The sequence below is a fragment of the Arthrobacter sp. PL16 genome, assembly GCF_035985055.1.
GTDB lineage: Bacteria > Actinomycetota > Actinomycetes > Actinomycetales > Micrococcaceae > Arthrobacter_D > Arthrobacter_D cheniae.
In genome coordinates, this window is sequence record NZ_JAXCIC010000004.1 from 245183 (window position 1) to 266988 (window position 21806).

A 21806-nucleotide genomic window follows, 5' to 3' on the forward strand; every position below is an offset into this window, starting at 1 on the left:
GGCTACTGGCAGTCCATCGGCGCCCCGTCAGGCGTCGATGCGATCGCGATCCAGGGATGCTGCCCCAGCGACGATGAAGTCCTTCCGCGGCGCGACGTCGCTGCCCATCAGGAGATCGAACACCCGCTCGGCCGACTCCGCTTCCTGGATTCGCACCCGCCTCAAGGTCCTGTGCCTGGGGTCCATCGTGGTCTCCGCAAGCTGGTCGGCGTCCATTTCCCCCAGCCCCTTGTAGCGCTGGATAGGTGACTTGTAGCGCTTGCCCTGCTTCTCCATGGCCGCGAGGAGACGTGTCAGTTCCGCCTCCGAGTAGGTGTAGATCATCTCGTTCGCTTTGGATCCGCCGTTGATCACCTCGACGCGGTGAAGGGGCGGCACGGCGGCATACACGCGTCCGGCCTCGACCAGCGGCCGCATGTAGCGGAAGAACAGGGTGAGCAGCAGGGTCCGGATATGGGCACCGTCCACATCGGCGTCGGTCATCAGGATGACCTTGCCGTAGCGCCGGGCATCGAGCTGGAAACTCCTGCCGGAACCGGCCCCGATGACCTGGATGAGTGCGGCACACTCGGCATTCGAGAGCATGTCGCCGACGGAGGCCTTCTGCACGTTGAGGATCTTGCCTCGGATGGGCAGGAGCGCCTGATAGTCGGATGACCGGGCATTCTTCGCGGTACCGAGGGCGCTGTCACCCTCGACGATGAACAGCTCGGAACGTTCCTGGTCGTCGATCCGGCAGTCAGCGAGCTTGGCCGGCATGGTCGACGTCTCGAGGGCGTTCTTGCGGCGTTGGGTTTCCTTGTGCACCCTCGCGGAGATACGTGACTTCATCTCCGCGACGACCTTCTCCAGCAGGAGAGTCGACTGGACCTTGTCATTCCGGGCAGAGGAGGAGAGGCGCGCCTGCAATTCCTTCTCGACGACTTTCGTCACGATGGCCTTGACGGCCGAGGTGCCGAGGATCTCCTTCGTCTGACCCTCGAACTGAGGCTCCGCGAGCCGCACGGTGAGAACTGCGGTCAGTCCTGCGAAGACGTCGTCCTTCTCGATCTTGTCGCTGCCGGCCTTCAACTTGCGGGCGTTGTCCCCGATCACCTTGCGGAAGGTCTTCAGCAGGGCCTGCTCGAAGCCGCTCTGATGCGTGCCGCCCTTCGGCGTCGCGATGATGTTCACGTAGCTCCGGACAGTCGTCTCGTAACCGATACCCCAGCGCAGGGCGATGTCGACGTCGCAGTCGCGCTCGACTTCTGCCATCTGGCTGTGGCCGCGGTCATCGAGGACGGGGACGGACTCCTTGAAACGGCCGGAACCCTGAATGCGCCACACGTCGGTGACGGCCGCGTCGAGGGCGAGGAACTCGGCGTACTCCGAAATTCCACCGTCGTGCTGGAAGACTTCCTCGACCGGTCCGGATTCGCCGGGCGTGCCCGGCATCTTCCGCTCGTCCCGCAGCACGATGCGGAGTCCCGGCACCAGGAACGACGTCTGGCGTGCCCGCGTCTGAAGCTCCTCGTAGGAGAATGCCGCGTCTGCGGTGAAGATCTGGCGGTCGGCCCAGTACCTGATGCGCGTGCCGGTGACCCCGCGCTTCGCCGTGCCGACCACCTCGAGGCGCGATCCGTCGAGGAAGGGTTCGAAGGCGGACGTCGGCGACGGCGTCTTCGCGTCCTTGAACACGCCCGGTTCACCCCGTCGGAACGACATTGCATAGGTCTTGCTACCGCGGTCCACGAACGCATCGAGTCGGGAGGACAGGGCGTTGACGACGCTCGCGCCGACGCCATGGAGGCCGCCCGACGCCGTGTACGAACCGCCGCCGAACTTGCCGCCCGCGTGGAGTTTGGTGAAAACGACCTCGACACCGGTCAAACCGGTCTTCGGTTCGATGTCAACCGGGATCCCTCGGCCGTCGTCATGGATCTCGACGGACCCGTCGGCGTGCAGGATCACCGTGATGCTCTGCCCGTATCCTGCCAACGCTTCATCGACAGAGTTGTCGATGATCTCCCACAGGCAGTGCATCAGGCCGCGCGAGTCCGTCGATCCGATGTACATGCCGGGACGCTTGCGAACCGCCTCGAGGCCCTCGAGGACCGAGAGGTGCCGGGCTGTGTAGTCCGAAGTGGGGGGTGTCACAGTGCAGTGGTCTCCTTGGCAGGACGGCACGATCCAGGACAGGCGTCAGGAGGGTGATTGCGGAAAAGGTTTCGATTCAGTTTATTACGCGGGACCGACACGCTGCGGCAGGCGCGTCCTGTCGCGGAATCCCGCCCCTGCGGAAGTGAGACCCATACCCCTGGTACGCCCGGAGCGAAAGGAGGCCCAGCCAGCGAAGCAGTGGCAACGAATAGTGGTTATATGAGTACACGATCCACATGAGGAGGCAATCATGACCACTGCAGTAGCAACTCGCGAACTCACTGCCCTGGACCGCTGCGACCGATGCGGTGCCCAGGCTTACGTGCGGGCAGTCCTTCAATCCTCCGGTGGAGAGCTTCTGTTCTGCGGCCACCACGCGCGCGCCGTCGAAGCGAACCTGAAGCCGCTCACATCCGAGTGGCAGGACGAGACCGAGCGGCTCCGCGAAAAGCCGGCCGTACCGGCTGACTGACCTGCGGACCACCGCACACCGACTTCAGAGCAATCGCCCCCGTGTACAAGGCGCTGAAGATGAGAAGACGGGCCCCCTCCACCGGAGGGGGCCCGTCTTTTTGTCGCGCTCGACCGGCCTGTTCACCATCGACGGCGTTCATGCACAGTGCTCCCGCCTGCTCATGAAGCCGGACCTCACGCGCAGGAGGTTCTCCGGACAAGACGCAGGGCCCCTCCCGGAGGAAGGGCCCTGCGTCTTGTCCGAGCGGCATTCACTGAATCAGTCGAGGTAGTCGCGCAACACCTGGGACCGGGACGGGTGCCGCAGCTTCGACATCGTCTTCGATTCGATCTGGCGGATCCGCTCACGGGTGACCCCGTAGACCTTACCGATCTCGTCCAACGTCTTGGGCTGTCCGTCGGTCAGGCCGAAGCGCATCGCGACGACGCCTGCTTCGCGTTCCGACAGCGTGTCGAGCACCGAGTGGAGCTGCTCCTGAAGGAGAGTGAAACTGACGGCGTCGGCCGGAACGACTGCCTCGGAGTCCTCGATCAGGTCGCCGAACTCCGAGTCGCCGTCCTCGCCGAGGGGGGTATGCAGTGAGATGGGCTCGCGGCCGTACTTCTGAACCTCGACGACCTTCTCCGGCGTCATATCCAGCTCGAGCGCAAGCTCCTCCGGTGTCGGTTCCCGTCCGAGGTCCTGCAGCATCTGGCGCTGGACGCGTGCGAGCTTATTGATGACCTCGACCATGTGCACCGGGATGCGGATGGTCCGGGCCTGGTCCGCCATGGCACGCGTAATGGCCTGGCGGATCCACCAGGTCGCGTAGGTCGAGAACTTGAAGCCCTTGGTGTAGTCGAATTTCTCGACTGCGCGGATGAGACCCAGGTTCCCTTCCTGAATGAGGTCGAGGAAGAGCATGCCGCGGCCGGTGTAGCGCTTGGCAAGGGATACGACGAGGCGGAGGTTCGCCTCGAGCAGGTGGTTCTTCGCCCTCTTGCCGTCATGGATGACAAATTCGAGCTCGCGCTTCAGCTTCGGATCCATGTCCGGATCAGCCGCGATCTTCTCCTCGGCGAAGAGGCCTGCTTCGATACGGAGTGCCAGATCGACTTCCTGCTCGGCATTGAGCAGTGCGACCTTTCCGATCTGCTTGAGGTAGTCCTTGACAGGGTCGGCCGTGGCACCGGCCGAGACGACCTGCTGGGCGGGGGCGTCGTCGTCGTCGGCGTCGGAGTAGACGAAACCGGTGGTGGTGCCGCCCTCAGCGACATCGGGCTTTGCGTCCTCGGCGTCTACGGCGACATCGACGGTCGGATCCGCTGCATCGAGCGTGTCCACCGAATCCTGGGCATCCGAGGTGGAAGCCTTTGCGGCCGCAGCGGAGGAAGCAGCCTTCGTCGCGGGCTTCTTCGCCGCTACCCGTCGCTTGGTAGTGGTGGTACCAGCGTCTGTCGACGCCGGTGCTGCTGTCTTCTTGACCGACACAGAGAACCTTTCGTACGGCGGTGTGTGGTGCCATCAGACGGACAACACCACTATGACCCTGTCAAGTCCGCGCTGTTACCAGGCGAACCCGGCGGGGCCTGCTCCCATTGGAACGGTCCTGCCGACCGTGCTATTCCCCTCGGCATGCGCCTCAAGGCGACGACCTACACGGGATGCTCGGTGCTGTTCTGGTGCACGGACCCAACCGGGTCTCAACCTTTATTGTCTCACGCTTCGCTGTCACGTCGGAAATTCCCAGCTTGCTGAACGCGACGGGGTGACGCGTGGTTTCCGGCCCCCGGCGCAGCTCTCCCCGTCAGGCCGCTCTGCGGGAAGTGCGCCCTGCTTCGGCCGTCCAGGCAGTCGAACGGATCCGGGCCCAGGCAGGCAGTCCGCCACGACGCAGGAGCTCCTGGAGGAGCCGCGCGAGCCGATAGCCGGGTACCGCCTGCTCCGCTGCATCCAGGAATACCGCTGCGCGCGAGCCCCGGCCGCGCGCATATTCGAACCAGGCGCACATCGTCAGCACTGCCGCGCGCGACTCCCCCTCGGCCACAGAGGCGAGGCCCCCGAGAACAAGGGTCATCGAATCGACGCGACGCCAGTCGATTTTTCCTGTGAATCGACCGGCCAGAACGTCGGCATACAACTGGGCCGCGTCCTCGCCGGCATCTTCTCGCCGGGACGGGTCACGATTATCGCCCGAAGCAATCCTGCAGATGGCAACGGGCAGCGCGGCCTCTGCGGCTCCAACGGCGGTGCGGAGTTCGCCCGGCATGACTACCTCGGGTACCCACGGCGTGACGGACGCACCGATGGTGAGGCCGGTTTCCCGGCCACCAGCGCGTTCCTGAAACCCGTCAGGCTCTTCCGACTGCTCGAGCAGGCAGCACGCTGTTGCGCCCTCGAGGGCGGTAACCGACCCCGCGCACGCGCTTGCAAGAAGGAAATCACGAATGGTCCGCGACTCGACACTGGCCAACAGGAATCCGGCGAGGTCGGGCTCGACGTTCACGCGGAACCCGCCCGCATCCTGCAGGACGGCGTCCCAGACGGCAGAGGTGGCGTGGAACTGCGCCTCATCCGTCCAATGGCCCGCACAGCAAGCGGCGTAGTGCGCCTGCGCATCCTCGACAGCAGGGATGGTTGTAGCCGACGTCCCCGACCTGGCGACGACGGCAGGGGCCTCGCGGAAGACGGCTTCGGGGGCCGATGGATGGAAAGCACTTCCGCCGAAGATGAGTTCCGCGTTCAGGGCGCTGTCCACGACGGCGTCGAGGGGCTGCCCGGGCCAGGGGCAGCAATCCGCGTCCATGCAGAAGTAGTCGCGCCACCCTCCTGCGGAAACGAACCAGCCGCCTCCCACAGGCAATCCTGCAGCTCCCAGCACGGCTTCGAGCTTCAGCACCATCGGCGCACGCGGTGCGGGAGCACCTCGTGCCCATTCCTGCCGGGCGTACACGACCACGAGCGAACCGTCGGCGCCGGCGTCACCCTGGAGGAAGGACAACACCCCCTGAGCGAAGACCAGTAGGTCGGAGCCGTCCGGCGGCAGGTCCACCCGCAGCGTGGCACCCAGTTTCCGGCCCGATGTCGTCAGGACGACCAGGCTCTCCTCGGGCATGAAACCGAGGGCGTGGGGTATGTAGGACAGCATGTCGGCCGGTGATGTGACGGCAAAGGGTGGGGACGTCGGGCTGCCGGGTGCGGGGCTTATGGAGGAGGTCATGCGGAACAGCCTGCTGCCCCTGCTCCGGTCAGGCTCCTGACAGGAGCACTATGTGGACAAGCCGCGTTGTCTTATCGATAGGAGAGCGCTGCCGCGCGGACTCCGCAGGGTCGCTCGGCGGCGCACGATGACTAGCTGTCGCGCCTCCGGGCCGCCTTCTCCTCCCGGCGTCTACGGCGTTCCCGAGCGAGGGCTTCCCGCAACGGAGGAACGACGACGCCCTGTTCCGCCATCCGCCGTCGAACCCGCCGCCGGGCGCTCACGATCGCGATGGCGCCGGTCGCGAGCACCACGAGCTGCACGGCCATTGCGAGGCGGAAGGATGCCAGCGCGTACAGGTCACCTTGAGAGAAACCACTTCCGAGCAGCAGATCGAGGACGACCCCGATGACGAACATCGTCATCAGGGATGCCATGAAACCACCGATGTTCACGATCCCTGTGGCCGTTCCCATACGGGCTGCCGGATTGAACGTGCGGGCGAAGTCGAAGGCGATCATGGAACCCGGCCCGCCGACGGCCAGCGCCACCACGAGCAGCGTGAGCAGCGGCAGTGGCGCGGGACCCGGGTACAGCAGCACCGCGAGCCACGCACCCGACATCAGGGCGGCGATAGCGAGCACCATCGTGGACCGCCGCAGCGGATGCCGACCGACGTAACGGCCGAGGAGAGGCCCGCAGGCGATGCCCACCGCCACGAAGAGGGTCATGAGGGCGGACGCGGGGCCCTCCCCCACCTTCTCCGCTCGCACCAGGTAGGGGTAGCCCCACATCAGGACGAAGACCGTCCCGGGGAACTGGATGGTGAAGTGGGACCACAGCCCGAGGCGTGTTCCGGGTTGCTTCCACGCCTCCGCGAGAGACGCACCGGTCTCCCTGAGCGTCTGGGTGGTGCGCTCCGAGCCGGCCACGGGAGAATCGCGGATCACGCTGACGGAGAGCACGACGGCGATCACCGAGAGCGCCGCCGCGGACAGGAACGCGGGTTGCCATCCGAAGGTCGAGAGCAACGCCACGAAGGGGATGACCGAGACCACCTGCCCGAGCTGCCCGATGATTCCGGTCCATTGCGTCAGGACGGGTATGCGCCGGGGTTCGAACCAGGCAGGAAGCAGTCGCAGGACGCTGATGAACGTCGTCGCGTCCCCCGCACCCACGAACAGGCGGCCGATGATGCCGGCGCCCACGGAGTCCGCGAACGCGAGTTGTGCCTGACCGACCGCCATCAGGATGCCGCCGGTCACGATGAGCGCACGGGGGCCCCAGCGGTCCACGAGGACACCCACAGGCACCTGGAGGCCCGCATACACGAGCAGCTGGACGACGGTGAACACCGACAACTGGGAGGCTGATGCGCTGAAGCGGTCCGTGGCTTCCAGTCCGGCTACGCCGAACGTGGTGCGCTGGGTGACTGCGACGAGGTAGGCCGCCACACCCGCCGCCCAGACCAGGGTCGCCCTCGAAGGATTCACTCCCCTAGTATCCCGCCGCTGCCGCCGGGCCCTACCCGCCCTTCGGAGTGTTGCTGCACATGAAGATGCCCTCCCGCCGGAGGGGCAGGAGGGCATTTTCATGTGCTATCGGACTTTCAGGTCGTAGGGCGGGGATCAGCGTCGGGAGTTCCGTCGTCGGCCGCCGTGGGATCCGCAGACGCCCCGGAATCCGCGGAACCGGACGACTGCTCGCTCCGCCCGCCGTCGCCGCTCCCGTAGTCGATGGGCGTCGTACCCAGGAACTCGGTGTCCCAGAGGAGGGTCGACTCCTCCTCCGCCTGCGGACTGGCGAGATAGGCCTCGACGGCTGCACCGAGTTCATCGGCGCTGGCAAGCTCGCTGTTCTCCTTGACCAGCAGCGACCGGCGCTCGGCGCCGTCGGCGTGCTCGTCGTACCGCTGCTCGAGCGAGCTGACCACCGATTGCACCTCCGCAGAGTTACCGACCTGGCGAGCGATCTGACGTTCGACGTCGCGCCCGGTCTCGCGCAGCCTGTCCGTCGGCAGCACCAGGCGGGCTGTCGCCCCGAGGTACTCGAGGCCCGCCACGGCTGCGGGCGGATACTCTGCATCGGCGAGGTAATGGGGTACGTGGATGACGTGCCCGACGACGTCGTTTCCGGCCTCGATGAGGCGCATCTCCAGCACGTGGCCGATCGACGCCTGCACCTCGACGGTCGGTCGCCAGGCGCTCATTCCGTCGATGAGGTCGGAGCGATTGCCGTGCATCGTCACGCCGATCGGACGGGTATGAGGAACCGGCATGGGGATGGCGTGCACCCATGAGATGAGGGACACCTCCAGCTCCTTGACGAGTCCGACGACGGCGCTCGCGAATCGCTCCCACTGGAGGTCCGGCTCGACGCCGGTCAGGAGCAGGAAGGGCTCCCCGAGCCCGTCGTGAAGCCGGTGGAGTTCGAGGCGGTGGGGCTGGTAATCCGTGAGATGGTCCTCGACGAAAGTGATCCGGGGGCGCCGGCCCCGGTAGTCCATGAGCTGGTCGGCGTCGAACTCGGCAACCAGCTCATGCTCGAGCACCTCGAGGAGCTCTTCGCTGACCTGCGACACCACGTGGCCGGCGTCCATGAAGCCGGTCAGGCTCATCAGGAGGGGCAGCCCCTTGGTCGTGGCGTCGTCGAAGATGTCGGTATTGATGTTGTACAGGGTTCGTGGATCCAGCATGGCTCTTTCCTCCGGTTAGGTCCTGTCTTCATCAACGCCGGCTGCATCGGCTTCATTCCGGATCACCTCGGAACCCGGTCGTGGGCGGAGAACAATGGTAGGAACCGCGCCGCACACCGTGCCGGACCGACGATGCGATCCTTGCCGGAGGGGAGATGCGCAAACCACGGGCGGTCACCTCAGGCGCAGCGACTACGATCGTCAGGACGGTTCTCGGACCACCAGATGCCGGAACCACGATCGATGCAGCATCTGGACAACCCATCCGGACACGAGGAGACAGATTCCGTGATCAAGACGACCGAACTACACCTGACAGCTTCCGCGAAGGACATCAGGAAGATCCCGAGCGATGCGCTCGTGATCGCGGTTGCCAAGGGGACGGACGGACCGGTCCTGCTCGGCAATCCCCTGCCCGCGAAGGCAGCCCGCGCCCTCGGCGATTCCCTTCAGGTACTCGGCATCACAGGAGCTGCGGATGAGGTCCGCCGGCTTCCCGGCCTGCCCGAGACCGGAGCGGACTCCCTCGTCCTCTCCGGCGTCGGCCCGATGACGGCAGAGGCGGTGCTCGCCCCCGAGACCCTGCGCCGCGCCGCCGGGGCCGCTGTCCGCCAGCTGACCGGTCTCGACACCGTCGTCATCGCGTTTCCCGCGGAATCGGTTTCTGCGGCGACCGCCGTCGCAGAAGGTGCAGCGTTCGGTGCGTACAGCTATGAGGGCCACAAGTCGAACATGAAGCCCGACGGCACCGTCGCCCCGGCCACCGACCGGACCGCCGTCCGCAACGTCGTCGTCCACACCCCCGCAGCCGACGACGTCGATCTCGTCCCTTCCTTCCGGCGCGCCGCCATCCTCGGCAAGAACGTCAACACCACGCGCTCGCTCGTCAACCAGCCACCCAGCCACCTCTACCCCGAGACGTTCGCCCAGGCGGCGAAGGAGCTCACGCGCGGGCTTCCCGTGAAGGTCACCATCATGGACGAGAAGCGCCTCGAGCGTGACGGCTACGGCGGTATCCTCGGGGTCGGCAAGGGGTCATCGCGCCCGCCACGCATGGTCAAGGTGGAGTACGCCCCCGCGAAGTCCGCCGTGCACCTCGCCCTCGTAGGCAAGGGCATCACGTTCGACTCGGGTGGACTCTCGCTCAAGCCCGCCGCCGGCATGCAGACCATGAAACTCGACATGGCAGGCGCCGCCGTCGTACTCACCACCCTCCTCGCGGTCGCCGAACTGGGCCTTCCAGCCAAGGTCACGGCGTGGCTCTGCCTCGCCGAGAACATGCCCTCGGGCACCGCCCAGCGGCCCGAGGACGTCCTCTCGATCTACGGCGGGCGCACGGTGGAAGTCCTCAACACCGATGCCGAGGGCCGCCTCGTCATGGCCGACGGCCTGGCAGCGGCGAGCGAGGAATCCCCCGACGCCATCATCGATATCGCCACCCTCACCGGTGCACAGATGATCGCACTCGGCACAAGGGTCTCGGGCGTCATGGGCGACGACGGCGTGCGCGATGCCGTCAAGGCCGCGGCCGACCGCGCCGGGGAGCAGTTCTGGCCCATGCCCCTTCCCGAGGAGCTGCGTCCGAGCCTCGAGTCCCAGGTCGCGGACATCGCCAACATCGGTGAGCGCAACGGCGGCATGATGACTGCTGCAGTCTTCCTGCGCGAGTTCGTGGGGCAGGTCGATGGCGAGAAGATCCCCTGGGCGCACCTCGACATCGCCGGACCCGCCTTCAACGAGGGTGCCGCGTACGGTTACACCCCCAAGGCCGGAACCGGGGTCGGCGTCCGCACACTTCTCGCGTACGTCGAGGACGTGCTCGCTCGCTCGGTCTGACGACATCGGGACGCCGCGCCGCTCGTCGGGTGCGGCGTCCCTTCCGCCCCTGGGGTGAGTACCGCCGACCCTGGTGACACCGATGGACGTGACACTGCCCACATCCCCGCGCATATCGTGCGCATCAGGGGGCTCTGGCAGCCGCGACGTGCGCTTCAGGTGGATGCCGGCCACAACTGGGGATAGGGTGAAAAACGAGAGTACGCGAAGCATCTGCGCTCGCACCGCGACCGCACCAGCAATCGATGTATCGACCGATTTATCAACCGACGCGCCGGGCGCGTCAACAGATCACGCGAGGGAGCGTCCAAGTGGCCGCATCGGCAACTGCGCAAGAATTCGACATCCTGGTACTCGGTGGAGGTAGCGGCGGATACGCTGCAGCACTTCGCGCGGTGCAGCTGGGATTCACCGTGGGGCTCATCGAGAAGGGCAAGCTCGGCGGGACGTGCCTCCACAACGGTTGCATCCCCACGAAGGCCCTCCTGCACTCGGCCGAGATCGCCGACGGCGCCCGCGATGCCGGCAAGTACGGCGTGAAGGCCACCTTCGAGTCGATCGACATGAACGCTGTGAACGCGTACAAGGACGGCATCATCGCCGGCAAGTACCGCGGGCTCCAGGGGCTCATCAAGTCCAAGGGCATCACGGTCATCGAGGGATCGGGCAGGCTCGCGTCGCAGAATACGGTCGATGTCGACGGCACCGTCTACACGGGCAAGCACATCGTTCTCGCTACCGGCTCCTACTCCCGCAGCCTCCCCGGCCTGGAGATCGGAGGCAAGGTCATCACGTCCGATCAGGCGCTGAAGATGGACTTCGTCCCCAAGACGGCGATCATCCTCGGCGGCGGAGTGATCGGCTGCGAATTCGCATCGGTCTGGAAGTCCTTCGGCGTGGACGTCACCATCATCGAAGCGCTCCCCTCGCTCGTGCCGAACGAGGATGCGTCGATTGTCAAGAACTTCGAGCGCGCCTTCAAGAAGCGCGGCATCAAGTTCAATACCGGTACCCGCTTCCAGTCCGTCGAGCAGAACGACGGCGGCGTCGTCGTCTCGCTCGAGGACGGCAAGACCTTCGAGGCAGATCTCATGCTCGTCGCCGTCGGCCGCGGTCCTGTGACGCAGAACCTCGGCTACGAGGAGGCGGGACTGACCATGGACCGCGGGTTCGTCATCACGAACGAGCGACTCCACACGGGCGTCGGCACCATCTACGCGATCGGCGACATCGTCCCCGGCCTCCAGCTGGCTCATCGTGGCTTCCAGCAGGGCATCTTCGTGGCGGAGGAGATCGCGGGACTGAAGCCCGTCGTCGTCGCCGACCTCAACATCCCGAAGGTCACCTACAGCGATCCCGAGATCGCCTCGGTGGGCTACACCGAGAAGGCAGCGCGCGAGAAGTTCGGCGACGACCGCGTCGAGACCCACGAGTACAACCTGGCCGGCAACGGCAAGAGCTCCATCATCGGCACCGGCGGCATCGTGAAGCTCGTCCGCGAGAAGGACGGCCCCATCGTGGGCGTCCACATGCTCGGCTCCCGCATGGGCGAGCAGATCGGCGAGGCACAGCTCATCGTCAACTGGGAGGCATACCCGGAGGATGTCGCTCCGCTCATCCATGCACACCCCACGCAGAACGAGGCGCTCGGCGAAGCGCATCTCGCTCTCGCCGGCAAGCCGCTGCACGGCTGAGGTACGTGGTAGGGCCCGCCACACGGCGCCGCCAGCTTAGTCCACGCCCCGAGGGCGTGGACTAAGCTCGGGAGCAGGAATTTCAAGCACATCCAGCTGGACGGCCCCGCTCGTCGACCAGCTGCCAGGAACGATCTACAAAGGAGAAACGGGCGCATTATGTCTGAATCCGTGAACTTGCCCGCTCTCGGTGAAAGCGTCACCGAAGGCACTGTCACCCGCTGGCTGAAGCAGGTCGGTGACCGCGTCGAGGTCGACGAGCCCCTTCTCGAGGTCTCCACCGACAAGGTCGACACCGAGATCCCCTCGCCGATCGCCGGCGTCATCGAGGAAATCCTGGTGGCCGAAGACGAGACCGCCGAGGTCGGCGCTCCCCTCGTGCGCATCGGCGACGGCTCCGGAAGCGGCGACTCCGGCAGTGCCGCCCCTGCCGCAGCGGAAGAAGCCGCTGCTCCGGCGGCCGAAGCCGCCCCGGCCGAACCCTCCACGGAGAAGGAGACCCCCGCCGAGAAGGCACCGGAGGCGGGCTCCGGTTCCTCCGATGGGGCTGACGAAGCAGGTGAGGGTACAGAGGTGACCCTTCCTGCACTTGGTGAGAGCGTCACCGAGGGTACCGTCACCCGTTGGCTGAAGGCGATCGGAGACGATGTCGAGGTCGATGAGCCGCTGCTTGAAGTCTCGACCGACAAGGTCGACACCGAGATCCCCTCGCCAGTCGCGGGCACGCTGCAGGAGATCCGCGTCAACGAGGACGAAACCGCTGAGGTCGGTGCTGTACTCGCCGTCATCGGCTCCGGTGCAGGCGCGCCGAAGAAGGTCGAAGCTGCCTCCGGTGAGCCGCTCGTGGCAGCACCGGCCGAGGAGCGCAACGACGCCCCGACCGAGAAGTCCGGCTCGGACCATGAGGCGGAGCGCGCCTCCAGCACATCCGAGTCCGACGACGACGCAAGTGGTGCGCCCGCCCAGCAGCCGGCTGCGGCCAAGCCGGTCGAGGAACCCGCCCCCAGTGCCTCCACCGAAACGGAGGCCTCCACCTACGTGACGCCACTGGTTCGCCGCTTGGCCAACCAGAACAACGTGGATTTGTCGACGGTCAAGGGCACCGGCGTCGGTGGCCGCATCCGGAAGCAGGACGTCCTCGAGGCTGTCGAGGCGCAGAAGGTGTCGCAGGCGCAGCCCGTCGCACAGTCCGCTCCGGCGGCCTCCGCTCCGGCCGCACCCGCCACCCCCTCGAAACCGGCAGCACCCGCCGTAGAGCCGTCGAAGCTGCGCGGCACCGTCGAGAAGGCACCGCGCATCCGCCAGACCATCGCGAAGCGCATGCGTGAGTCCCTCGAGGTCTCCGCTCAGCTCACCCAGGTGATCGAGGTCGACATGACCCGCATCGCCAAGCTGCGCACCGCGTCGAAGGAATCGTTCCAGGCCCAGAACGGCGCGAAGCTGACCTTCCTCCCCTTCATCTCGAAGGCCGTCACCGAGGCGCTCAAGCAGCACCCGAAGCTGAACGCGTCCTTCGACGAGGAAAAGAAGGAAGTCACCTACCACGACGCCGAGCACCTTGCGATCGCGGTCGATACGGAGAAGGGTCTACTTGTCCCGGTCATCAAGGACGCCGGTAACCTCAACCTCGGTGGACTCGCCAAGAAGATCGCAGACGTCGGCTCGCGGACCCGCAACGGGCAGATCGGTCCCGACGAGCTGTCGGGCGGCACCTTCACGATCACGAACATCGGATCGGCCGGCGCACTCTTCGACACACCGATCATCAACCAGCCGCAGGTGGGCATTCTCGGGACCGGCATCATCGTCAAGCGTCCCGTGGTCATCACCGGTGTGGACGGCGATGACACGATCGCCATCCGCTCCATGATGTATCTCAGCCTGACCTACGACCACCGCCTCGTGGATGGGGCCGATGCAGGCCGTTTCCTCCAGACGCTGAAAGCCCGGCTCGAGGGTGGCGCCTTCGAAGCCGACCTCGGCCTCTAGCACACCGCCGCATCGACCCAGGAGCCGCCTCCCCGCCGGGAGGCGGCTCCTGTCGTTTTCGGGTGGACCCGTTCCCGTCGCTCCGAAGGCTCTGGGGGCCGTGGCCGGTATTGGATGGCACGACGCTGCGCCGCTCCCTAGGATGGGAGGGAAGTAACGGGTGCGATTTCCGCGTCCGTCCGACAGCAAGGAGAATCATGGCTACTGTTCGCACAGCCCACACCGTCTGGAGCGGGGACCTCCCCTCAGGCTCAGGCCAGGTCACGCTTGATTCCTCCGGTCTCGGTACCTATGACGTCACCTGGAGAGCCCGCGCGGAGCAATCCGAGGGCAAGACCAGCCCGGAGGAGCTCATCGCGGCCGCGCACTCGGCGTGCTTCTCGATGGCGTTCAGCCACGCCCTCGGCGAAGAGGGGAAGACGCCCGATCGCGTCGAAACCAAGGCCGAGGTCGACTTCCAGCCCGGCACCGGTATCACCGCGATCCGGCTGACCCTCGACGCGACCGTTCCGGACCTGTCGGAGGATGACTTCCAGCGCGTCGCCCAGGCAGCCAAGGAAGGCTGCCCGGTCTCCCAGGCCCTCGCCAGCGTCAAGGACATCTCGCTGAAGGCTACGCTGCGAAGCTGATCCCCGGGCTGTACTGCCCCGTCGGCAATCCTGACACGATGCACGAGAAGGCTCCCGGACTGTGTCCGGGAGCCTTCTCGTTCGTCTCCCGGCCTCCGCCCGGTCCTTCCGTCGTGTTCAGCCCGAAGGTCCTTCGGGCTGGGATGGAAGCGCGATAGGTCTCGTGGGATGGCTGGATACATCCGGTGAAGACCCTGTCGGCGATCTGCAGGCAGGCGAGGCGATTCACGGGAGCCCCCTGCGCACTGCGTTGTGGACTGCGCCCGTTCGTCCGTCAGACGCTTCTCCCCGTGGCAGCCGGGGACGACCTGTTCCGGTACCTTTCGTTCCTGACAAGTGGTTCGATGGAGCTATGCGCATCCTCCTCGCCGGCGCGTCCGGGACAATCGGTACCGCCCTCATCCGCCAGCTAGAGAAGAACCACGAAGTGACGCGCCTCGTGCGTCGGGCACCGAAGGGACCCCGGGAGATCCGATGGAATCCCGCGTCCGGCGACCTCGATGTCGCCGCCGTCGAGCAGGCGGATGCCGTCATCAACCTTTCCGGCGCCGGCATCGCCGGTGGCCTCTGGACGAGGAGCTACAAGGAGACGCTGTACTCCTCGCGCATCATGCCCACCAGGACGCTGGTCCAGGCCATGAGGAAGGCGAAGAATCCGCCCGAGGTCTTCATCAGCCAGTCCGCGTCGGGCTACTACGGGGACCGTGGCGACGAGGTGCTCACCGAGTCCTCCGCGTCGGGCCAGACCCTGCTCGCAGACATCTGCCGTCGGTGGGAGTCGGAGGCCCTCGGCGCCCCCGATCCGGTCCGCGTCGTGATCACGAGGACCGGCATCGTGATGACGAAGGAAGGCGGCGCATTGCCGAACCTGCTCATCCCCATCAGGTTCTTCGCCGGCACGTCGCTCGGCTCCGGACGTCAGTGGTGGCCATGGATCAGTCTCAATGACGAAGTGCGGGCGCTGGAGTTCCTCCTCACCGCGCCCCTGTCCGGACCGGTCAACCTGAATGCGCCGGCTCCTGCGACCCTCGACACCGTTACCCTGCAGCTCGGGAAGGCCTTCAATCGACCGGTGTGGTTCCGCGTGCCCGCGTTCATCCTGAAGGCGGGCCTCGGGCAATTGGGCTACGAGCTGCTGCTCGTCAGTCAGAGGATGGAGCCCCGTGCCCTGGCTGGAGCCGGCTTCGCCTTCGATGAACCGACCCCCGAGGCGCTCGCCGCCTGGGTGCGCCGGACCGTCAGCTCCTGAATCGACGCGGCTTCCCGGGTCTTCTCGTCAACCGCATCGAGCGACACCGTAGCGGTGGGTTCAGGCGGGCAGCGACACCACGGAGTGGATGCGCCAGCCGTCGCCGGAGTTCCACAGGATGAACATCAGGTCCTGCTGTCCCGCCGCCATCAGCGGCGGCACGGGGACGCCCTCGGATAGCGGCACCGCGCCCGTTTCGGTGTAGGAGGACAGGGCGGCCGTCGCACGTACGACCGACACCTCCGTAGTATTCGGCGCGTCGTCGACGGCGGGTAGATCCGCGAGCGAAGGCAGAGCTGCGCGCTCGGCCTCGGTCATCACCGTCGGTTCGCGGATGGCGATCGTCAGGTCCCGCAGCCTCCGACCGGATGAGGAAAGGGCCTGCACGGCGGCGCGGTCGGCGCTCATGGCGGGTGAACCCTCGACATCGACCGTCATGAGGAGGGTGGGATCGGCCGTCGCGAAGGCCCTGGCGCGGGCGGCGGCGAGGCTAGCCAGGGCGGTCGCGGGATCACCGGTCAGCAAGGCATCGTCGCGTGGAACCGACGGCTCGTCCGAGCTTCCTGACCCGTACCCGCCAGGGTCGGCCGACGATGTGTCCGAAGCGGCGCTCGGCTCCCGTAGGCCGCCGAGGGTCAGGGCCAGCCCCGTCACCAGCAGGACGACGGCGAGCAGTCCTGCCAGGACAGCGAGGCGTCCGCGAGCGGTCTCGTCGCGGGTATCGCCGCGTCGTCGCTCCGAGGTATGAGAGTCACCCGCCGCACCGTTGCCGCGAGGGAACCCACGAGGAAGGCCACCAGCCCGGTCGGGGCGTCCCCGGGATGGCGGAACTGCCCGCCGCCGCTCCTCACGCGGCGTACGGATCATCCGCTGCCACCTGGAGCGGGGTTCGGTCGGGAGCGGACCCGCACGCCGCGTGAGGAGTTCAGGCAGCACGCTCGAGTGCACCGCCGGCACGAGGTTCACCGGTCCGGCTGCGGAACTCGCGAGCAGGGTCCGCGCGAACTGCTCCGCGGTCGGACGACGATCGCGATCAGGACTGAGCCCGTCCTCGATGAGATGCATGAGCGGAGCGGGGACGTCGGGCACGATCAGCAGGAGCGGTGGTCGCTGGTCCGTGGGCCCGGGCACCCTTCCCGTGAGCGCGAACCAGGACACTGCTGCAAGGGCGAACACGTCCGTTCCGGCATCGAAGGCCCTGCTGCGCCCGGGGTCGATGAAGCCGGGCGTTCCGGCGGCAGCGCCGTCGTCAGCCCCAAGAAGCCGGCTCGTGCCGAGATCACTGAGCAACGGCTTTCCCTCGTGGGTGAAGAGGATATTCCCTGGAGTGACATCGCCGTGCAGCGCGCCCGCGCCATGGAGGTAGTGGAGCGCGTGAGCTATCGGCACCAGCGCTGTCACCACCTCCGGGATGGGCAATGGCCCGCGGCTGGTGACGAGGCCGAGAAGGGACCCGCCCGACGCAAGATCCGCCAGCATCCCCGGACCCTGGCTCGTCGGAATGATGCGATGGACCCGCAGGAGGTGCTCGTGGGTGAAGCGCTGCAGGAGCCTCAGTTCACGCGTCGGCTCGTCGAGTCCGGCACCGCCGCCCGCCACGTCGCTGCGGACGGGGGCAGGCGGCCCGTGTCCGTTGACCGGGGATGCCGCGGGCGCTGACGCGGGGCGCGACCAACTGGACGACGAGGCAGGTCGTTCACCGGCCGCGGTACCTGCGCGAGGATCAGCGGCGCGTCGGCCTCGGCGCCCGGGAGATAGCACCGAGGGAACCGCAGCGTTGAGCGCTCCGGAGTCTGCCACCGGTCCCAGTGGGCTTCGGCCCGACGCGTCCGGGACTGATAGAGCCGCTGATCCCGACGTCGGCCCCGTCACGTTCGACGTCCCTGACACCTTCAGCGCGAATCTCTGCCCGACGTCATCCGTCACGTGCCATACAACGGAGGACCCGCCACGGCCGAGAAGTCTCCCGACGATCAGGCCTGCGACCACGGGGCGCTCAGGCTCGCCATCGTGGTTCCGGTTCATCACTCCATCTGACGGTCCGCTCGGCGGAGCGCCGGCTGCGGCCGCTTCGATGGAAGTACTGGAGTGATCCTTCCGCGTGACGTCGCTCATGTGTCAGTTCTAGATCACCCAGCCACCCTCACAGCAGTTGTCCACAGGTTGGTCCGACTCTTGGCGTATCTCCGATTGCTTTAATAGAACAAACGTTCTAATTTTAACGTCCAGGATTGATTCGAGACAGGTTCATCCATGATGAAGTCACGCCCCAGCCCCACCGACGCGGTCGGCTCCTGGCAGCCCTGCGATGAATCCGTCTCGGTGACGTTCAAGGAGGTCGATGGCGAGGTGCGGCCTCAGCGTCTCTCATGGCGGGGGGCGGAGTGGTGCGTCGTCGGGTGCAGCCGGCACTGGTTCACCTGGCATGCCCTGCCCGTCCTTTCCGTCGATACCAGGAGCAATCCGACAGTCCGCGGATTCCGGACGGACTTCTGGCGGTTCCAGGCGACGGCCGACGCCGCGTCACCCGTCCTGCGCTTCGAGGTGAGACGCGCGGACCGCGAGTGGCGGCTGGTGAGGCTGGGGGCGCCTTCGCCGTGCCACGGTGGAACGTGCGGCGAATGTAGGACCTCGGATGAGCTCCCAACCGATCCCCGGACGCCGCGTCGCCGGTGGGAGGCGCCGGAGCAATGTGTCCGCTGACGCGACTACGCTTGCACCATGACTCTTGTACTGTCGCGTGTCGGACTCGCTCCCGACTACATCGAGTACACGCAGGGCTGGGAGATGCAGAAGGCGCTGCATGACCAGGTGGTAGCCGGCTCGGCCCCCAGCACCGTGCTCCTGCTCGAACACACGGCTGTCTATACTGCCGGCAAGCGGACGGAGGACCACGAGCGGCCCTTCGACGGGACTCCCGTCATTCCGGTCGACCGGGGTGGCAAGCTCACCTGGCACGGACCAGGGCAACTCGTGGGGTACCCGATCCTCGCTCTCCGGAATCCGGCACGGGTGGCCGAATATGTCGACGTCCTCGAAGAGGTCATCATCGCCGCCCTCGCTCACGTCGATATCGACGGCATCAGGATCGCGGGCCGCTCGGGCGTCTGGCTCGCAGCATCGGGGAGCGCACCGGCGCGGAAGATCGCGGCAATCGGGATCCGGGTCAAGGAGCGTGTCACGATGCACGGGTTCGCCGTGAACTGCAGCAACGATCTGGCACCCTTCCAACAGATCGTCCCCTGCGGCATCAGCGATGCCGGAGTCACGTCGATCTCCGAAGAGTGCGGCCGGATCGTCGATCCTGCGGAGATCGTTTCGCTTATCGAGGCTGAACTGCGCAAGAATGAGGCGGTGCTGGTAGGCGATCATGCCACCGAGCCGCCCCGACCACATACTGCTGACGCCGCCGACTCCCCCGGCCCCGCCCGCGACCCCCAGTCAGAAGGAGCTTTACTGTGAGCCTTGCACCCGAGGGTCGCCGCATGCTGCGCATCGAGGCGCGCAACGCCGAGACGCCGGTCGAGCGCAAGCCCGACTGGATCAAGGCCAAAGTCAACATCGGCCCGGAGTTCGTCGCCATGAAGAATCTGGTGAAGAAGGAAGGCCTGCATACCGTCTGCGAAGAAGCGGGCTGCCCTAACATCTTCGAGTGCTGGGAGGACCGCGAGGCGACGTTCCTCATCGGAGGTTCGGAGTGCACGCGCCGGTGCGATTTCTGCCAGATCGACACGGGCAAGCCGCAGCCCCTGGACCGCAGTGAGCCCTTCAAGGTGGCCCAGTCGGTCAAGTCGATGAATCTGCGCTACGCGACGGTCACCGGCGTCGCGCGCGATGACCTCGCCGACGAGGGCGTCTGGCTGTATGCCGAGACCATCCGGCAGATCCACAGCATGAACCCAGGCACAGGTGTCGAGATCCTCATTCCGGACTTCTCGGGCCGCTCCGAGTACATCGCTGCGATCTGCGATGCTGCTCCCGAGGTCTTCGCGCACAACGTCGAGACCGTCCCCCGCATCTTCAAGCGCATCCGCCCCGCTTTCCGCTACGAGCGCTCCCTGGATGTCATCACCCAGGGTCGTGATCTGGGCATGGTCACCAAGTCCAACCTGATCCTCGGCATGGGCGAGACACGTGAGGAGATTTCGGAGGCGCTTCGCGATCTGCACCAGGCCGGCTGCGACCTCATCACGATCACCCAGTACCTCCGCCCGAGCGAGCGCCACCTACCAGTGGACCGATGGGTGAAGCCCGGCGAATTCGTCGAACTGAGCGAGGAAGCAGAAGAGATCGGTTTCCTCGGTGTCATGAGTGGCCCACTGGTGCGATCGTCCTACCGTGCGGGCCGCCTCTGGGCGCGTGCCATGCGGAAGAAGGGGCTCGAACTGCCCCCTGAACTCGCCCACCTGGACGAATCCGGGTCGGCGATGCAGGAAGCCTCCTCCCTCCTCGCAAGCTGACGGACGACCGGCCCCGACCGCTCCGTACGCGACCGCCGTAGTGCTCAGGCCATCCCGTAGAATCGAAGGACTATGTCACACGCGATCGATTCCTCAGGTTCACCTACGCCCAAACGCCGTTTCTTCTCGCGGAAGCCGAAGCCAGGAAAGGGCCCGAAGAAGCCCGGACGGATGAAGCAGATCGCCGAAGTCTTCACGATGACGCGGCGCAATGACCCTAGCGCTGTCTGGTTCATGCTGCTGGCCTTCGTCGGCATCATTGCCGTCGGTCTCCTGATCGGGCTCCTGATCAACAACGTCATCACCCTGATGATCATCGCCGTCCCACTTGCGTTCCTCGCCGCGATCTTCATCCTGTCGCGAAGGGCCGAACGGGCAGCGTTCTCCCAGATCGAAGGACGGCCAGGAGCGGCCGGTGCCGCGCTCAGCGTCCTCCGCCGTGGATGGATCCTGCAGGAGCAGCCCGTCGCGGTGAACCCCCGCACGCAGGACGCCGTCTTCCGCGTCATCGGCCGACCGGGCGTCATCCTCGTATCCGAGGGACCGTCCACCCGGGTCAAGCAGTTGGTGGACGGCGAGAAGCGGAAGATGGCCCGGATCATCCCCAATGTTCCTGTCCATGTGATCGAGACCGGCCGGGACGATCGCCAGGTTCCCCTGTCCAAGGTGCCGAAGACCGTACAGAAGCTGAAGAAGACCCTGACCAAGCAGGAGGTCTACGCCGTCGACAAGCGGCTGACCGCGCTGGGCACCAAGCTGCCGATCCCCAAGGGCGTCGACCCCTTCAAGGCGCGCCCCGACCGCAAGGCGATGCGCGGACGCTGAGGTAGCGGCTGTTTCGACGAATACAGTCTCATAGACGAGAAGAGCTCCTCCCGATCCAGGGAGGAGCTCTTCTCGTCGACGGCCTGTTGCTCAGATTCGAAACAGACCGGTGGCGCGGGCCCGGTCGTGGAGACCGCGCTGATCGGTGTCGATGACGAACGCCGGGATTACGAGGCACAGGAGGACGCTGCGGATCAGGGCGGTCAGGTATCCGGCGGGCTTCCCGTCGAGGGTCTGCACCTGCATCCGGAAGATCCTGTGCCCGATGCTGTACCCGAAGAATCCGACGAACAGGATCTGTTCGATGAGGAAGATATACAGCGTCGCGAAGCTGTCGTACTCGAAGAAAGCGGCAGAGAGCACTGAGCAGATCAGCCAATCGATGAGGAGAGCTCCAACCCGTGGACCGAAGCGGGCAATGGATCCGGGCCCGGATTCGGGCCGCCCCAGGCGTTGGCCCGGCCATTGCTGGTTGCCGGAGGGCGACGCACCACCCATCCACGAACCGAGATCATTTCTGTTCACCACGTCCACAGCCTACCGTTCGCGGGCGACAGGCATTATGCCCCCCATGTCTACGAACAGGCTAGGGTGAAAGGCGCAGTTCACATCATGTAACGTCCCGGAAACAACCGCG

16 protein-coding genes and 1 pseudogene are annotated in these 21806 nt (G+C 66.2%); 9 read left to right on the plus strand and 8 right to left on the minus strand.

Annotated elements, in window-relative coordinates; all coding sequences use genetic code 11:
* Positions 1–27 precede the first annotated feature (27 nt).
* Positions 28–2136 (minus strand): DNA gyrase/topoisomerase IV subunit B, encoded by a 2109-nt coding sequence (locus RCH21_RS10655; RefSeq protein WP_120149178.1) that lies wholly within the window; start codon positions 2134–2136, stop codon positions 28–30.
* 253 nt (positions 2137–2389) lie between these two features.
* On the opposite strand from RCH21_RS10655, the gene RCH21_RS10660 reads away from it, so the two are divergent.
* Complete coding sequence (locus RCH21_RS10660; RefSeq protein ID WP_120149179.1) at positions 2390–2611, plus strand: DUF7455 domain-containing protein; 222 nt, start codon at positions 2390–2392, stop codon at positions 2609–2611.
* Between the two features lie 261 nt (positions 2612–2872).
* Here the strand turns inward: RCH21_RS10660 and RCH21_RS10665 are convergent, their stop codons facing one another.
* The 4 genes and pseudogenes from RCH21_RS10665 to RCH21_RS10680 all read right to left on the minus strand — a co-directional run.
* Positions 2873–4084, minus strand: a complete 1212-nt coding sequence (locus tag RCH21_RS10665; protein WP_326964350.1) for an RNA polymerase sigma factor — start codon at positions 4082–4084, stop codon at positions 2873–2875.
* A 316-nt stretch (positions 4085–4400) separates the two neighbouring features.
* Positions 4401–5813 (minus strand): DUF4192 domain-containing protein, encoded by a 1413-nt coding sequence (locus RCH21_RS10670; protein WP_326964351.1) that lies wholly within the window; start codon positions 5811–5813, stop codon positions 4401–4403.
* Between the two features lie 131 nt (positions 5814–5944).
* On the minus strand, positions 5945–7285 hold the full coding sequence (locus tag RCH21_RS10675) for an MFS transporter (protein ID WP_120149182.1): 1341 nt from the start codon (positions 7283–7285) through the stop codon (positions 5945–5947).
* Positions 7286–7593: 308 nt separating this feature from the next.
* Positions 7594–8487: pseudogene (locus RCH21_RS10680) on the minus strand (proteasome assembly chaperone family protein); the annotation flags it as partial.
* Between the two features lie 288 nt (positions 8488–8775).
* Between RCH21_RS10680 and RCH21_RS10685 the strand changes: the two are divergent.
* The 4 genes from RCH21_RS10685 to RCH21_RS10700 all read left to right on the plus strand — a co-directional run bounded on the left by RCH21_RS10685 (position 8776) and on the right by RCH21_RS10700 (position 14635).
* Positions 8776–10323: a leucyl aminopeptidase gene (locus RCH21_RS10685; protein WP_326964352.1), complete on the plus strand. Its 1548-nt coding sequence runs from the start codon at positions 8776–8778 to the stop codon at positions 10321–10323.
* A 311-nt stretch (positions 10324–10634) separates the two neighbouring features.
* The gene (lpdA, locus tag RCH21_RS10690) at positions 10635–12017 is read left to right on the plus strand and encodes a dihydrolipoyl dehydrogenase (protein WP_326964353.1); all 1383 of its coding nucleotides are present in this window, start codon (positions 10635–10637) and stop codon (positions 12015–12017) included.
* Between the two features lie 159 nt (positions 12018–12176).
* Positions 12177–14006, plus strand: a complete 1830-nt coding sequence (gene sucB, locus RCH21_RS10695) for a 2-oxoglutarate dehydrogenase, E2 component, dihydrolipoamide succinyltransferase (protein ID WP_326964354.1) — start codon at positions 12177–12179, stop codon at positions 14004–14006.
* 197 nt (positions 14007–14203) lie between these two features.
* Positions 14204–14635, plus strand: a complete 432-nt coding sequence (locus RCH21_RS10700; protein WP_326964355.1) for an OsmC family protein — start codon at positions 14204–14206, stop codon at positions 14633–14635.
* On the opposite strand, the gene RCH21_RS10705 is transcribed toward RCH21_RS10700, so the two are convergent.
* Positions 14619–14864, minus strand: a complete 246-nt coding sequence (locus RCH21_RS10705) for a hypothetical protein (protein WP_326964356.1) — start codon at positions 14862–14864, stop codon at positions 14619–14621. The genes RCH21_RS10700 and RCH21_RS10705 overlap by 17 nt on opposite strands.
* Before the next feature lie 123 nt (positions 14865–14987).
* Here RCH21_RS10705 and RCH21_RS10710 point away from each other — a divergent pair, with 123 nt between their 5' ends.
* Positions 14988–15884, plus strand: a complete 897-nt coding sequence (locus tag RCH21_RS10710) for a TIGR01777 family oxidoreductase (protein ID WP_326964357.1) — start codon at positions 14988–14990, stop codon at positions 15882–15884.
* A gap of 60 nt (positions 15885–15944) precedes the next feature.
* Here the strand turns inward: RCH21_RS10710 and RCH21_RS10715 are convergent, their stop codons facing one another.
* Positions 15945–17999 (minus strand): serine/threonine protein kinase, encoded by a 2055-nt coding sequence (locus RCH21_RS10715; protein ID WP_326964358.1) that lies wholly within the window; start codon positions 17997–17999, stop codon positions 15945–15947.
* Between the two features lie 606 nt (positions 18000–18605).
* Here RCH21_RS10715 and lipB point away from each other — a divergent pair.
* The 3 genes from lipB (at position 18606) to RCH21_RS10730 (ending at position 21169) form a co-directional block, all read left to right on the plus strand.
* Positions 18606–19346: a lipoyl(octanoyl) transferase LipB gene (gene lipB / locus RCH21_RS10720; protein WP_326964359.1), complete on the plus strand. Its 741-nt coding sequence runs from the start codon at positions 18606–18608 to the stop codon at positions 19344–19346.
* Positions 19343–20344, plus strand: coding sequence for a lipoyl synthase (lipA, locus tag RCH21_RS10725; protein ID WP_326964360.1), 1002 nt, complete (start codon positions 19343–19345; stop codon positions 20342–20344). The genes lipB and lipA overlap by 4 nt, the downstream gene beginning before the upstream one ends.
* 72 nt (positions 20345–20416) lie before the next feature.
* Positions 20417–21169 carry a DUF4191 domain-containing protein gene (locus RCH21_RS10730; RefSeq protein ID WP_326964361.1) on the plus strand — a complete coding sequence of 251 codons (753 nt, stop codon included), beginning with the start codon at positions 20417–20419 and terminating at the stop codon, positions 21167–21169.
* A gap of 90 nt (positions 21170–21259) precedes the next feature.
* Here RCH21_RS10730 and RCH21_RS10735 read toward each other — a convergent pair whose 3' ends face one another.
* Positions 21260–21697 carry an RDD family protein gene (locus tag RCH21_RS10735; protein ID WP_326964362.1) on the minus strand — a complete coding sequence of 146 codons (438 nt, stop codon included), beginning with the start codon at positions 21695–21697 and terminating at the stop codon, positions 21260–21262.
* Between the last annotated feature and the right edge of the window lie 109 nt (positions 21698–21806).

What these genes read in the sequence shown, in the direction of transcription:
- RCH21_RS10660 (WP_120149179.1), top strand. Translation starts at nt 2,390, where the DNA reads ATGACCACTGCAGTAGCAACTCGCGAACTCACTGCCCTGGACCGCTGC.
- RCH21_RS10670 (WP_326964351.1), bottom strand. Translation starts at nt 5,813, where the DNA reads ATGACCTCCTCCATAAGCCCCGCACCCGGCAGCCCGACGTCCCCACCC.
- sucB (WP_326964354.1), top strand. Translation starts at nt 12,177, where the DNA reads ATGTCTGAATCCGTGAACTTGCCCGCTCTCGGTGAAAGCGTCACCGAA.
- RCH21_RS10700 (WP_326964355.1), top strand. Translation starts at nt 14,204, where the DNA reads ATGGCTACTGTTCGCACAGCCCACACCGTCTGGAGCGGGGACCTCCCC.
- RCH21_RS10710 (WP_326964357.1), top strand. Translation starts at nt 14,988, where the DNA reads ATGCGCATCCTCCTCGCCGGCGCGTCCGGGACAATCGGTACCGCCCTC.
- RCH21_RS10715 (WP_326964358.1), bottom strand. Translation starts at nt 17,999, where the DNA reads ATGAGCGACGTCACGCGGAAGGATCACTCCAGTACTTCCATCGAAGCG.
- lipB (WP_326964359.1), top strand. Translation starts at nt 18,606, where the DNA reads ATGACTCTTGTACTGTCGCGTGTCGGACTCGCTCCCGACTACATCGAG.
- RCH21_RS10730 (WP_326964361.1), top strand. Translation starts at nt 20,417, where the DNA reads ATGTCACACGCGATCGATTCCTCAGGTTCACCTACGCCCAAACGCCGT.